Genomic DNA, 14,161 nt, shown 5'->3' with positions numbered 1-14,161 from the left:
GTTCAAATTTGACGACATTCAGGGCGGCTCCGAGTGCAAAAAACAGGCATTCTACCAGGGGCATGCTTGATAAATTTTTATATTAAAAAAATACTCTGCATAATAAACGTATAACTATTTACAACACTGAGATCACTATGTCTTTACCAGTTCGACGACGACTGCTTCTAAGACTCACGCTTGTTCCTTTTGCCCTGCTGTTAGCGCAGGTGGCGTTTGCCCAATCGGCACCGTCTGTCATCGGGACACGGGCAGAAATGACCACCTGGTCTGACCCCCTTGAAGCGCTGGGGACGCTGAGTGCCGATGAAAGCGTCACGCTTTCCACCACCGTCACGGAAATTGTCTCCGAGATCAATTTCCAGGACGGTGAACAGGTTGACGAGGGACAACTGCTTATCCGACTAGAAGATGCCGAAGAGCAGGCGCAACTAAGGGCCTCGCAAGCGCTACGCGAAGAGCGACGCAATGCCTCGAACCGTGCCACGCAGTTGCAAGACCGTAATCTGGCGGCCAGAGCCGACGTAGAAGATAGCCAGTCCCGCCTGCGTCAGGCAGAAGCCGACATTCAAGCCATTGAGGCCCAACTAGCCAACTACCAAATAGAAGCTCCCTTCAGTGGCCGCGTTGGGTTTCGTAATATCAGCGTCGGTGCGCTGGTCACCCCAGGAATGGATCTGGTGACGTTGGATAAACTAGAAGTTATGAAACTGGACTTCAGCGTACCCGAGGTGTTTCTAGGCCGCCTTGCACCAGGATTAATACTAAATGCCACTACCGCTGCCTTCCCAGACGATATTTTCAGCGGTGAAATTGCCACCATCGGCACTCGGGTCGACCCGGTGACGCGCAGTATTGATGTCCGCGCCGAACTCGACAACTCTGACGGCCGGTTGCGCCCTGGCATGCTGATGGAAGTCATCGTTCAGCAACACGTGCGCGACACTATTGTGATCCCTGAAGCCGCTATCGAACCCAGTGGAGACCGTCATTTTGTGATGCTTATCGAACAAAGTGACGGCACGACTCGCTTGGCACGCCGCGAAGTGGCGATTGGTGAACGACGCAATGGCGAGGTAGAAATTCTAGAGGGGTTGTCTGCCGATGAGTTAATTGTCGTTCACGGCCTGCAACTGGCCCGGGATGGACAAGAAGCCAGGCTGATCGGGATTGTCGATGACGAGACCGGTATTCGAGCGTTGCTAGAGGCTGACCGCTGATGCGCCTTTCGGATATCTCCGTTCAGCGCCCTGTGCTCGCGATGGTGATCGCGGCGCTGATTATCGCGTTTGGTCTTTTGGCGCTCAATCGCCTGCCATTGCAGGAGTACCCCACCATTGACCCGCCGGTGGTCACTATCGACACCCGCTACCCAGGCGCCTCGGCCAGCGTGGTCGAAACGCGCATCACCCAGGTGCTTGAGGATCGCATAGCCGGGGTGGAAGGCATCGAGCTGATTACTTCGCAAAGCGAAGATGGCCGTTCCCAGATTGAAATCGAATTCGGCATCGATATGGATATCAATGCCGCCGCCAATGATATTCGTGACCGAATTTCCGGCGCCCTGCGCAACCTGCCCGACGATGCTGACAACCCCGAGGTCACCAAGGCTGACAGCAGTGAGGAGATAGTGGTGTGGCTCAGCCTTTCCGGTGAAGACTACTCCATTACCGAACTCACCGATTACGCTAACCGCTTTCTGGTCGACAGCCTTTCCGTGCAACCAGGCGTGGCACGGGTACGCGTTGGCGGCGGCAGCGACTACGCGATGCGGGTTTGGCTGGATCGCAATGCACTGGCTGCCCGAGGGCTTACCGTCGGCAATATCGAGGATGCCCTGCGGGCCGAAAACGTAGAGCTCCCGGCAGGCTCGATTGAATCTGTCGATCGCCAGTTTATCGTTCGCCTTCCCCGCAGCTTTGCCAGCGCTGACGACTTTCAGCGCCTTGCGATCAACTCTCCTCAAAACCAGAGCGAAAACGGCTACCTGGTGCGCCTTGCCGACGTAGCCCGAGTGGAAGTCGGTGCGGTAGAAGATCGCTCTGTCTTCCGCTCCAACGGTGTGCCCATGGTCGGGCTTGGCATGATCATGCAGTCCACAGCCAATGTCATCGAGCTTTCCGAGGCGGTACAGGTAGAGCTTGAAAGGCTGCAGGGCACGCTGCCGGAGGGAATGACGCTTAGCTTGAACTACGACGCCTCACTGTTCGTCTCCGGCGCGATTGATCAGGTCGTCATGACGCTGTTTATCGCCATGGGCTTGGTGGTGGTGGTGATTTTCCTGTTCCTGGGCAATTTGCGCACCACGCTGGTACCCGCCGTGACGGTTCCCATTGCCGTTATTGGCGCGTTTACCGCCCTTGCCGCGATGAATTTTTCCATCAACCTGTTAACCCTGCTGGCCCTGGTGCTTGCCATTGGCCTGATTGTGGATGACGCCATCGTAGTGCTTGAGAACATCAACCGGCGTATGCACGACTACGGTGAAACACCGCTGGTCGCCGCCTTTCGCGGTACCCGGCAGATCGCCTTTGCAGTCATCGCCACCACGCTGGTATTGGTGGCGGTTTTTGTGCCCCTGAGTATGCTGCAGGGGGATATTGGCCGGCTCTTTTCCGAATTCGCGCTGACCATGGCCGCCGCGGTGGTGATTTCTACCCTACTCGCGTTGACGCTTACGCCGATGATGGCGTCTAAAATTCTTAAGCCAGGCATGCACGATAGCCGCATTGGTAAAGCCGTACAGTGGCTGCTTAATGCCACCCAGCGCCGCTATCAGGCCTCACTGGAGTGGATGCTCAAGATGCGCTGGCTGGTCGTCGCCATGTTTGTGCTGTTGATTGCGGCTACGGCCTGGTTGGCGACAGCGTTGCCGAATGAATACACCCCACAGGAGGACCGCGGCAACTTTATCGTATTAGTGAATGGCCCTGAAGGCGCTACCTTCGATTACATGATGGATTATATGGATGAAATCGAAGCGCGTATGACACCGCTGATCGAGAGCGGCGAGCTGGAGCGTGTGGTGGTTCGTGCGCCACGTGGCTACGGCAATATCGAGAATTTCAACAGCGGCTTTATTATCGTCAATATGGCCGACTGGGGCAGTCGCCGTAGCGCCTGGGAAATCATGGCCGACGTACGCCAGACACTGAGCACCCTACCCGGCGTACAAGCGTTCCCCGTCATGCGCCAGGGCTTTGGGCAACGCACCGAAAAACCGGTCCAGTTTGTACTGGGTGGCGGCACGTATGAGGAACTTGCCCGCTGGCGGGATATGTTGATCGACCATGTGCGTGAAAACAATCCGCGCTTAACAGCCCTGGAAAGCAACTACAACGAGACCCAACCGCAACTGCGGGTGGAGATCGACTACGAGCGTGCTGCCTCGTTAGGGGTGACTGTCTCGGAGATCGGCAGAACGCTGGAAGTGTTGTTGGGCGGTCGCAATGTCACCCGCTATGTGGATGAGGGTGAGGAGTACGATGTCATCCTGGAAGGCGACCGCGGCAGCCAGAACAGCCCCAGGGCGCTGGATAACATTCAGGTTCGCTCGGCGCGCTCCGGTGAGCTGATTCCTCTGGCCAGCCTTGTCACGCTTTCCGACTTTGCTGGCGCCAGCACCTTGAATCGCTTTGACCGCATACGCGCGATTACCATTGAGGCCAATCTGGCAGATGGTTACCCACTCGGCGAAGCGTTGGCGTACCTAGAGGAGCGTGCTACTGAGTTGCTGCCAGAAGAGGCACAAACCAATGTGGCAGGCGCATCGCGCGACTTCCAGCAGGCGAGTGGCGCCACCGCCTTCCTGTTGATAATGGGCGCACTGGTGGTGTTCTTGGTACTCGCTGCCCAGTTTGAGAGCCTAATCCATCCCTTTGTCATCATGCTCACGGTGCCACTGGCAATGAGCGGCGCCCTGCTTGCCCTGCTGCTCAGCGGGCAGTCGCTGAACATCTACAGTCAAGTAGGCCTAGTGCTACTGATAGGCTTAGCCGCTAAAAACGGCATTCTGATTGTCGAGTTTGCCAATCAATTGCGTGACGAGGGAAAAGCGTTTCGAGCCGCATTGATTGAAGCCGCTGTGACACGCTTGAGACCTATCTTAATGACCGCCGTCACCACCATGGCCGGCGCCATTCCATTGATTATCTCGACAGGACCGGGGGCCGAGTCGCGCTTGGTCATCGGTACCGTGATTATGGCGGGGGTCGGTTCAGCCACGCTGTTTACACTGTTTGTCGTGCCCGTGGCTTACGACCTGCTGGCACGCCATACGGGATCGCCAGGCGCAGTGAAGCGACAGCTCGAAGAGGAAATCGCCAACGCCCCTTCCCATGAAGGCGCTGCAGACAGGCAATAAGTACCTATGCAGTAACTACCAATGAAAAGGGCTTCCCGGTTAACCGGGAAGCCCTTGCTTTGAACTAGCGTTGCTGCTGGCGGTTACTCACACTCGCCGAGGTACTCGCCTTCAATGACCGTGTTCATGCTCAGCTCGCCCATAGGCGACTGAGTCAGGATATCGACACTGCCTTCAATACGTTCGCCCATAAACCGCATTTCGCCATCGATGGTCGCTTCGCCGCCTTCAGCACGGCATACCATGCTGTAGCTAAGGCCGTCTGCGTTCAATTCTTGATCGAGCAGTTCACAGCCCTCTTCTTCCTCGATGAAGCCGAATTCAGCCCCCTCAAGTTCTTCCTGAGTAATACACTGGCGCTCGGTTTCCGTTTGATCTGGAATTTCCATTTCGCCGCTGACGCTGGTTTTGCTGACAAATTCCCACTCGCCAGCTTTCACATTGGGGGTTTCAGCCAACGCGACCATCGGAAAGGCCACTAGGGCCGCTACTGCCATGTTACGTAACATCATCGCTACTCTCACTGCGTTGCTTTAGGAACCAGCGAATATCCTACCTGATTCAATCCTACGATGCCCTACCTGAGGGACACACTGCTACACTCACTTCCTTAGAAATGCTTGATTAAGCGCACTCCATCTAAAAGGAAGCCAACGATGCATGACGACGCCCTGGTCAATTATGACTTCCACTGCCCTTACTGCGATTCACCGCTGACCTTTCTCATTGATACGTCACAAAGCAGCCATGACACGTGGGAAGATTGCCACCAGTGCTGCGCGCCTATCCAGTTACAAGTTGTCGTTTCGCCGATGACCGGCGAACTCGATAGCGTAGTGGCCGGTCGCGACGACGACGTTCTATAGTTTGCATTAAACGTCTTGCAGGGCAGCCTTTCGCTTGGTTTCGTTGCGGCGCATAACAAACCAAGCCAAAAATGTTGCCAGGGATACGATCAGTATAATCAGCGTGGCAAGCGCATTAATCTTTGGTGATACGCCCATACGCACCGATGAAAACACCACCATCGGCAGCGTATTCGCTCCTGGGCCCGAGACAAAGCTGGCAATCACTAAGTCATCGAGTGAGAGCGTAAACGCCAGCAGCCAACCGGCTGCCAGCGCTGGAGTGATAATCGGCAGCGTAATGGAAAAGAAGGTTTTCACCGGCGGCGAGCCCAAGTCCATGGCCGCCTCTTCAATGGAGTGATCCACTTCGCGCAGACGCGCTGCCACCACGACCGCGACATAGGCACTGCAAAACGTGGTGTGGGCAATCCAGATCGTCGCCATGCCACGGTCAGCAGGCCACCCGGTAATCTGCGCCATTTGCACAAACAACAACAGCAGCGACAGACCGGTAATCACCTCGGGCATGACCAATGGCGCCGTCACCATGCTGGAGAGTGCCGTTTTACCCCGGAAATGGCCGTAGCGCGTCATCACAAAGGCCGCTACGGTGCCTAAGCAAACCGCCATGCTGGCAGCGAAAAATGCAATCCTCAGGCTCGTCCACACCGCCGATAGAATCTGCTCGTCACGAAATAGTTCACCGTACCATTGGGTAGAAAACCCAGCCCACACGGTGACCAGTTTTGAGGCGTTAAACGAATACACCACCAGCACAAACATCGGTAGGTAAAGAAACAGCAGTCCAAGCACCAGCATGACCGTTGAGAAGTTGATCCGTCGCAGGCTGCTCATGACGCTAGCTCCTTGGACTGATAGCGATGGAACCAGACAATCGGCACTAGTAAGAGCAGCAGCATCACCATGGCCAGCGCCGACGCCACGGGCCAGTCGCGGTTTAGGAAAAACTCCTCCCACAACACCTTACCGATCATTAATGTGTCCGGGCCGCCAAGCAACTCGGGAATCACGAACTCGCCTACCGCCGGGATAAACACTAGCATCGAACCGGCGACAATCCCCCCCATAGAGAGCGGCAAAGTAACTTTGACAAAGGTATTGATCTTGCGCGAACCCAGGTCAGCAGCGGCTTCCAATAACGAATTATCCATCCGGGTTAGGTGGGCATACAGCGGCAACACCATAAACGGCAAGTAGGCGTAAACGATACCAATCGTGACCGCAAACTGGGTATTCATCATGCGTAGTGGAGAATCGATCAGACCTATCCCTATCAGCAGGTTATTGATCAACCCGCTATTGCTTAAAATACCCATCCAGGCGTAGACACGAATCAGAAACGACGTCCACGAAGGCAGCATGACCAGCAGCAGTAACAGCAGCTGCCAGCGAGCCGGTGCCCGCGCCATGGCATACGCCATTGGGTAGCCGATCAGCAGACAAGCCACCGTCGCTATGAACGCAGTTTTGACTGAGCCCCAATAGGCGGCAATATAAAGCGAATCTGAAAGGAGAAAGAGATAGTTGCCCAGGTTTAAAAAGACATGCAGCGTCTGGTCGGCATACTCAAGCAGTGGCCCGTAAGGCGGAATCGCAATCGCCGCCTCGGACAGGCTGATTTTGAGTACCAGTGCAAAAGGCAGCAAGAAAAACAGCGTTAACCAGACGAGCGGAAACGCAATTACTGCCCGCCGCCCCAGTTTCAAGCGTTTGAGCAGTGCTGAAGAACGAGATGGCTTCATTGAAGGCAGGCTCCTCGCAGTAGGAAAGGCACCACGCTAGCGGTTCAAGACCCTAGCGATTCAGAACAATAGTGCTGTGATCTTCCCAGTGAACATAGACGCTGTCTTCCCAGGTTGGACGATCACCGCGGCGTTCCGTATTGGCCATGCTGACCTTGATCATCTGGCCCGACGGCGTGCGCACGTAGTAGAGCGAGAAGCCCCCCAGGTAGGCAATATCATCCACCTTGCCTTCCGCCCAGTTATATTCCGTGGTGGGCTTTTCACGGGTTAACCAGATTTTCTCGGGGCGTAGTGCGACCCACACTCGGCGATCCATCGCTTGGGTGGTTATCCCATGATCAATATAGATGGGACGCTCCAGCGCAGGGGCGACGATGCGGCAGTGGTCGGCAGCATCCTCGATAATTTCCCCTTCAAACAGATTCACCGTACCGACGAACTCTGCCACCATGCGGCTTACCGGGCTTTCATAAATATCTACCGGCGAACCTACCTGCTCGATCCAGCCATCGGCCATGATCGCCACGCGGTCAGCCATGGTCATGGCTTCTTCCTGGTCGTGCGTCACCATGATGCAGGTAACGCCTACCTGTTCGATGATCTCGACCACTTCCAGCTGCATTTCAGTGCGTAGTTTTTTATCCAGCGCCCCCATGGGCTCGTCCAGTAGCAGCAGTTTGGGTCGCTTGGCCAACGAGCGCGCCAGTGCCACCCGCTGACGTTGCCCGCCGGAAAGTTGATGCGGCTTGCGCTTGGCGAAGCGCTCCATGTGCACCAGCTTGAGCATTTGCGCAACACGGGCGTCGATATCCGCTTTGGGCAGTTTGTCCTGCTTTAAACCAAAGGCAATATTCTGGGCAACCGTCATATGCGGAAATAACGCATAAGACTGGAACATCATATTGATGGGCCGCTTGTGAGGTGGCATTGCGGTGATATTGACACCGTCTAGCAAAATGCGCCCTTCTGTTGGTGTCTCAAACCCTGCCAGCATCCGCAGCAAAGTTGATTTTCCCGATCCGGAACCACCTAATAACGCGAATATTTCGCCGCGCTTAACCTGCAGATTGACATCATCCACCGCCAGCGCATCATCAAATCGTTTGCTTAAGCGCTTGACTTCCAGCACGACGTCCTCGGCAAACCGTGGGGTTTTACCCTGAGGACGTAATGCGGAAGGAGTGCTTGGCGCAGCAGATGAAGGCTCGTTCGACAGGGGCGTAGTGACCATTCGCCACTCCCATCAAAAGGCCCGGCAACCCGGGCATTAATAAAGACGAACAGCGAGCCGGTGAGGAAATGCCTCTGGCTCGCCGTCGGATAAATGTCGGTTTTAACGACCAGACTTCACACGATTCCAGATCCGTGTACGTGCGCGCTGCACATCTTGAGGCTTTTCAATCGCTACGTACAGGTTTTGCATGACCTCAGTTTCCGGGTAAATAGCCGGGTCATTGATAATCTCATCAGAGAGATATTCATTGGCCGCCGCGTTGGGGTTGGCATACCGCACATACTCGGTAATTTCAGCGGCGATTTCCGGATCAAGAATAAAGTTGATAAACGCATGGGCGTTTTCAGTGTTCGGCGCATCGGCGGGTACCGCCATCATATCGAACCAAAGGGCAGCACCTTCTTTGGGAATGCTGTAACCAATACTGAAATCACGACCAGCCTCTTCAGCACGCGCCGCAGCTTGGAAAATATCACCGGAGTAACCTGCGGCGACGCAAATATCGCCATTCGCCAGATCAGACACATAGCGTGACGAGTGGAAATAGGTCATATCGTCGCGAACGTCGGCAATCAGCTCGCCGCCAGCTTCCAGGTCATCAATACTTTCACTAAGCGGGTCCAAGCCCAAATACGCCATGGCGGGCGAGAGCATTTCATCACCTGAATCCAGCATCGACAAGCCGCAACCTGCCTCGCTCAACGCAGCGGTTATTTCAGGATCAAACAGCAGCGCCCAACTGTCCAAGGGGGCGTCGTCACCGAGGATTTCCTTTACACGCTCAACGTTATAGCCAACACCGTTAGTGCCCCACATATAAGGAACCGAGTATTCGCTACCCGCATCAATAGCTTCCAAGTTGGCCATCAGGTCGGAGTTGAGATTGTCTAAATTGGGCAGTAGCTCATGGTTAAGCGGCTGGTAAACACCGGCGCTTAATTGACGAGTAAAATAGTGGGTAGAGGGTACCACCACATCGTAGCCGGAGCGCCCAGCGAGCAGCGCGGCATCCAAAATTTCATTGCTGTCGTAAACGTCGTAGGTCACTTCAATGCCGGTACGCTCGGTGAATTTTTCCAGCGTTTCCGGGGCAATGTAATCTGACCAGTTAAACACCCGCACCTCGTCGGCGTGGGCAGCGCTAGCCGCTGCGGCAAACGAAATGGCCGCAACGGCCGCGGAAAGTTTGTGGATGTTCCCCATTATCACTGCTCCTAATGTCAAAGCTCTATTTGTCTAAGCTCTATTAGCGATGTTTTTGAGCCACTCGTTTTTAGCTCTCACTGTTAATAACGCTTGGCTACGGCTGTTTGTGCCAGCGGGCCCACGGCTAACAATAGCGTAGGTCATAACGCTGACCGTGCGAATTTTGCGGTGCAGTGACGCCTACCGCAAGCCAATGTGAAAAATTCTTGTATTTTGCTTCATCGACCCCATTAAACAGCTAGTGCAACGACAATGGCTTGGTCAATAGGGAAAATCTATTGATGGCATGGCTATTCTTAATTTTAGCCATTAGTCGTTAGCCATTAGTATTATCAACAATTTCACATTATTCATTCACCAATCCTGGAGATTATCTGAATGTCATTGATCAACACTGAAGTTAAGCCGTTTAAAGCAACTGCCTATTTGAATGGCGAATTTGTTGATGTTACTGAAGCCGACATGCAGGGTCAGTGGTCCATCTTTTTCTTCTATCCCGCTGACTTCACCTTTGTTTGCCCGACTGAGCTTGGCGACTTAGCCGACAACTATGCTGAATTCAAAAAACTAGGCGTTGAAATCTACAGCGTTTCAACCGATACCCACTTTACTCACAAGGCATGGCACGACAGCTCTGACACCATCGGCAAACTTCAGTACCCGATGATTGCGGATCCGACGCTGCGCATTTCACGTAACTTTGAAGTCTTGATCGAAGAAGCTGGTCTTGCCGAGCGCGGCACCTTTGTTGTCGACCCCGACGGCAAAATCCAGATCGTCGAAATTAACGCAGGCAACATCGGTCGTAATGCCGAAGAACTGCTGCGCAAAGTGAAAGCCGCTCAATACGTTCGTGCCAACCCGAACGAAGTGTGCCCAGCCAAGTGGAAAGAAGGCGAAGAGACTCTCGCTCCTTCTCTGGACTTGGTAGGCAAAATCTAAACCGCTCGCGGTTTTCGCGCCCTTGCTCTTTTTTGCTGCGCAAGTGCGTGCATGTTCAACGCCCGGGTTCGCCCGGGCGTTCTGTTTTAAAACTGTTATTAAACCTGTTGTTAAAACAGTTTTTTAAAGTATTAATTGTTAGCACCGTCACACACGTGTGTTCAATACGTCTGTTACCTGCGAGGAAGCTACTGTCATGCTGGACGCCAATTTAAAATCCCAGTTAAAAGCGTATCTGGAAAAAGTGACTCAGCCGTTCGAGATCGTTGCGTCCCTCGATGACGGTGCCAAGTCACAAGAACTGCTTGGTCTGTTGGAAGATATCAGCAGCCTGAGCGACAAGATTACCCTGCACAGCGATGGTGAGGATGCACGTACGCCATCGTTTGCGATCAACCGCCCCGGTGAAGAGACTGGCGTGGTATTTGCCGGTATTCCTATGGGCCACGAGTTCACCTCGTTAGTGCTTGCCCTGCTGCACGTTGGCGGTCATCCGCCTAAGACGTCTGACGAATTGCTCGATCAGGTTCGAGCATTAGATGGCGAGATGCTTTTCGAGACCTATTACTCGCTGTCGTGCCAGAACTGTCCGGACGTGGTTCAGGCACTGAATTTAATGGCCACCTTCAACCCGAACGTTCGCCACGTCGCTATTGACGGCGCGCTGTTTCAGGATGAAGTCGAGTCTCGCGAAATCATGTCGGTACCGAGCGTCTATTTGAACGGTAAACCGTTCGACCAGGGCCGCATGACGCTTGAACAGATTCTGGCCAAGGTTGACACCGGTGCCGCCGAACGCGATGCCAAAAAGCTGAGCGAAAAAGCCGCTTTCGATACGCTGGTGATTGGTGGTGGCCCAGCAGGCGCTGCGGCGGCTATCTACTCGGCGCGCAAAGGCATCAATACCGGTGTTGCCGCTGAGCGCTTCGGTGGTCAGGTGGCGGACACCATGGGCATTGAAAACTTCATTTCGGTGTCACACACCGAAGGCCCAAAAATGGTCAGCGCGCTTGAAGAGCATGTCAAAGATTACGAAGTTGACGTCATGAACCTGCAGCTGGCTACTTCCTTTAAAGCCGCCGAGACAGAAGGCGGCCTACACGAAGTATCGTTTGAGTCCGGCGCTAAGCTGAAGAGCAAGACGCTAGTACTGGCGACCGGCGCCCGCTGGCGTGAGATGAACGTACCCGGCGAGCAGCAGTATCGCAACAAAGGGGTTGCCTACTGTCCCCACTGTGACGGTCCGTTGTTCAAAGGCAAGCGGGTAGCGGTCATTGGTGGCGGTAACTCAGGTGTTGAAGCGGCGATTGACTTGGCAGGCATTGTCGGCCACGTCACACTGGTAGAGTTTATGGGCGAGATGCGTGCTGATGCGGTGCTTCAGAAGAAGCTCAAGAGCCTGCCTAACGTTGATATCATTCTCAACGCACAATCGACCGAAGTCACCGGTGACGGCAGCCGTGTCAATGGCTTGAACTATAAAGACCGTACGACGGATGAGAGCAAATCCATCACGTTAGAAGGTATTTTTGTTCAGATTGGTTTGGTACCTAACACCGAGTGGTTAAAAGGCTCACCGATCGAAATGACGCCGCGTGGTGAAATCATTGTCGATGCCCATGGCATGACATCCGTACCCGGCGTGTTTGCCGCAGGCGATGTGACCACCGTTCCCTACAAGCAGATCATTATCGCCATGGGCGAAGGTGCGAAAGCATCGCTCGGCGCTTTCGACTACTTGATTCGTAACTGACCGTGACGAAGAAAAGCCCGCTGACAAAATATCAGCGGGCTTTTCTGTTGGGAAGTACCTTTAACTCGCGACCCGTTACGATACCCACGTACAATCTTTTAGGTATCCATTAAGATTTAGTTGGAATTTCCCCTAGCACCTCTGGAATCGTCATCTTCACATAGCGCCCTGGCGCAGGCTCAATCACTTTGAGTTCACCATCGCCAGGTTGGCGCGCAGGCACCATCTTTTCGCTATCGGCATAGCCATTATCAGTCATCCAAGACTGCCAGTGGGGCCACCAAGAGCCTTCATGAGGCGTTGCGTTTGCTAGCCATTCTTCATGCGTTTCCGGCAGCGCATCGTTCGTCCAGTAGCCGTACTTGTTTTTATGGGGCGGATTGACAATACCCGCAATATGGCCTGATCCGCCCAATACGAAGGTGACCGGTCCTTTAGGTAACAACGCCCCATAATAGGTGCTGTTCCATTTGGCGATGTGATCCTCTTTGGTGGATACGAAATAGCTGGGCGTGGAGACTTTACGCAGGTCTATTTTCACATCATCCAACTCAATGCCGCCAGGCTCAACGAGGCGGTTTTCCAGGTACATATAGCGCAGGTACCAAGCGTGCGTCCCGGCAGGAAGGTTGGTGCCATCGGTGTTCCAGTAAAGCAGGTCAAAGGCGGCGGGCGTTTCGCCCTTTAAATAATTATTGATGTAAAACGACCAAAACAGATCATTTTCACGCAGCAAGTTGAAGGTATAAGCCATTGAACGACCATCAAGATAGCCTTTCAACTGCAGCGTCTGCTCAATGCCTTCTACCACTCGCTCATTAAGAAATACGCCGATATCGCCAGGGTCACGAAAATCCTGCAGCGTCGCCATATAAGTAACCGACTTTACTTTGCGCCCACGCCGCGTGCTGGTGAGGTAGGCCACAGTAGAGGCGGCTAGTGTGCCCCCCACGCAATAGCTGAGTAGATTGACCGACTTCTCACCACAGGCCTGTTCGATGGCTTCCATCGCGCTGATGGGTCCCATCTGCATATAGTCGGCCCAGGTGATATCTCGCTGTTCAGGGCCAGGGTTACGCCAGGAGATCAGAAAGACTGTATGGCCTTGATCCACCAGCCACTTAACCATTGAGTTATCTTCACGTAGATCAAGAATGTAGTACTTATTGATCCACGGCGGCACCATTAGCAACGGCGTTTTAAAAGTTTTTTCCGTGGTGGGGATGTACTGAATCAACTGGATCAATTCGTTTTCGTAGACCACTGCCCCGGGCGTTACGGCGATATTTTCACCCACGCCAAAAGCGCCACGATCCGTCATGCGGACATTGATACCCTCGGCAGAATTCCCCAAATCTTCGCGTAGGCGGGCTAACCCGTCCACCAAGTTCTGGCCACGGGTTTCAAGCGTGCGGCGCATGACTTCAGGGTTGGTGCTCATAAAATTTGTCGGCGCCATCGCGTTGACCAACTGGCGCGCGTAAAACATCAGATTACGCTTTTTGGTTTCGTCTAAACCGCTTAGGCTTTCAACCAGCTCTTCCACCATCTGCGAAAACAGTAGGTACTGCTGCATGATAGCCATATAGTGCGGGTCTTGTGTCCACGCCTCGTCTTTAAAACGGCGGTCATTTTTGGCTGGCGTGATCAACGGAGTGACCTGCTCGCCAGCCATCCCGCGCATGGCTTGCTGCCACAACAACCATTGATCCTGCACCAACCGGGCCTGGGTTTCCCACAGCAGGGTAGGATTCTGCATCAGCGACTGCGCACCCGCTTCAAAGCTTTCGCGCATATCGCTATAAATGGAGTCGGCGGCTTCACTTGGTGCGATACGGGAAAGCAGATCCTGCATCAATCCTTGGTACTGCTCACCGATCTCTTTGAGCTGATTATTCCACTCTTCAAGCTCTGCCTGAGATAACCCTTCAGGTAAGCCCTTGGCTATTTCATCGGCTAGCCCTTGAGAAAGCCCTGATGATAATGCCTGGAACGGATTGTGCCACGCTGACTGCATACTAACTCTCCCTACGCCCTCTCCAGGCGCAC

General features: G+C 54.0%; 11 protein-coding genes. 5 read left to right on the top strand and 6 right to left on the bottom strand.

Annotated elements, in window-relative coordinates; genetic code table 11:
* The first annotated feature begins 137 nt into the window (after positions 1 to 137).
* The gene (locus tag CXF87_RS19440; protein ID WP_101147847.1) at positions 138 to 1,220 is read left to right on the top strand and encodes an efflux RND transporter periplasmic adaptor subunit; all 1,083 of its coding nucleotides are present in this window, start codon (positions 138 to 140) and stop codon (positions 1,218 to 1,220) included.
* Positions 1,220 to 4,363 (top strand): efflux RND transporter permease subunit, encoded by a 3,144-nt coding sequence (locus CXF87_RS19435; protein WP_101147846.1) that lies wholly within the window; start codon positions 1,220 to 1,222, stop codon positions 4,361 to 4,363. Before CXF87_RS19440 ends, CXF87_RS19435 begins: the two co-directional genes overlap by 1 nt.
* Before the next feature lie 83 nt (positions 4,364 to 4,446).
* Here CXF87_RS19435 and CXF87_RS19430 read toward each other — a convergent pair whose 3' ends face one another.
* Positions 4,447 to 4,875 carry a DUF3617 domain-containing protein gene (locus CXF87_RS19430; protein WP_101147845.1) on the bottom strand — a complete coding sequence of 143 codons (429 nt, stop codon included), beginning with the start codon at positions 4,873 to 4,875 and terminating at the stop codon, positions 4,447 to 4,449.
* Positions 4,876 to 5,019: 144 nt separating this feature from the next.
* On the opposite strand from CXF87_RS19430, the gene CXF87_RS19425 reads away from it, so the two are divergent.
* Positions 5,020 to 5,229 (top strand): CPXCG motif-containing cysteine-rich protein, encoded by a 210-nt coding sequence (locus tag CXF87_RS19425; protein ID WP_101147844.1) that lies wholly within the window; start codon positions 5,020 to 5,022, stop codon positions 5,227 to 5,229.
* A 6-nt stretch (positions 5,230 to 5,235) separates the two neighbouring features.
* Here CXF87_RS19425 and CXF87_RS19420 read toward each other — a convergent pair whose 3' ends face one another.
* The 4 genes from CXF87_RS19420 to CXF87_RS19405 all read right to left on the bottom strand — a co-directional run bounded on the left by CXF87_RS19420 (position 5,236) and on the right by CXF87_RS19405 (position 9,414).
* Positions 5,236 to 6,066, bottom strand: a complete 831-nt coding sequence (locus CXF87_RS19420) for an ABC transporter permease subunit (RefSeq protein WP_101147843.1) — start codon at positions 6,064 to 6,066, stop codon at positions 5,236 to 5,238.
* Positions 6,063 to 6,974, bottom strand: coding sequence for an ABC transporter permease subunit (locus CXF87_RS19415; protein WP_101147842.1), 912 nt, complete (start codon positions 6,972 to 6,974; stop codon positions 6,063 to 6,065). The genes CXF87_RS19420 and CXF87_RS19415 overlap by 4 nt, the downstream gene beginning before the upstream one ends.
* A 52-nt stretch (positions 6,975 to 7,026) precedes the next feature.
* Complete coding sequence (locus CXF87_RS19410; protein WP_101147841.1) at positions 7,027 to 8,208, bottom strand: ABC transporter ATP-binding protein; 1,182 nt, start codon at positions 8,206 to 8,208, stop codon at positions 7,027 to 7,029.
* Positions 8,209 to 8,310: 102 nt separating this feature from the next.
* Entirely contained in the window at positions 8,311 to 9,414 is a 1,104-nt protein-coding gene (locus CXF87_RS19405) for a polyamine ABC transporter substrate-binding protein (protein WP_101147840.1), read from the bottom strand.
* 387 nt (positions 9,415 to 9,801) lie between these two features.
* On the opposite strand from CXF87_RS19405, the gene ahpC reads away from it, so the two are divergent.
* Positions 9,802 to 10,359 carry an alkyl hydroperoxide reductase subunit C gene (gene ahpC, locus CXF87_RS19400; RefSeq protein ID WP_431313221.1) on the top strand — a complete coding sequence of 186 codons (558 nt, stop codon included), beginning with the start codon at positions 9,802 to 9,804 and terminating at the stop codon, positions 10,357 to 10,359.
* Positions 10,360 to 10,555: 196 nt separating this feature from the next.
* Positions 10,556 to 12,112, top strand: a complete 1,557-nt coding sequence (gene ahpF, locus CXF87_RS19395) for an alkyl hydroperoxide reductase subunit F (protein ID WP_101147839.1) — start codon at positions 10,556 to 10,558, stop codon at positions 12,110 to 12,112.
* Positions 12,113 to 12,221: 109 nt separating this feature from the next.
* On the opposite strand, the gene phaC is transcribed toward ahpF, so the two are convergent.
* Positions 12,222 to 14,129, bottom strand: coding sequence for a class I poly(R)-hydroxyalkanoic acid synthase (phaC, locus tag CXF87_RS19390; RefSeq protein WP_101147838.1), 1,908 nt, complete (start codon positions 14,127 to 14,129; stop codon positions 12,222 to 12,224).
* Between the last annotated feature and the right edge of the window lie 32 nt (positions 14,130 to 14,161).

It is taken from the genome of Halomonas sp. MES3-P3E (genome assembly GCF_002836035.1).
GTDB classification, from domain to species: domain Bacteria; phylum Pseudomonadota; class Gammaproteobacteria; order Pseudomonadales; family Halomonadaceae; genus Vreelandella; species Vreelandella arctica.
The sequence above is the reverse complement of the archived record's forward strand: the minus strand, read 5'-3'. Positions and strand labels throughout refer to the sequence as shown.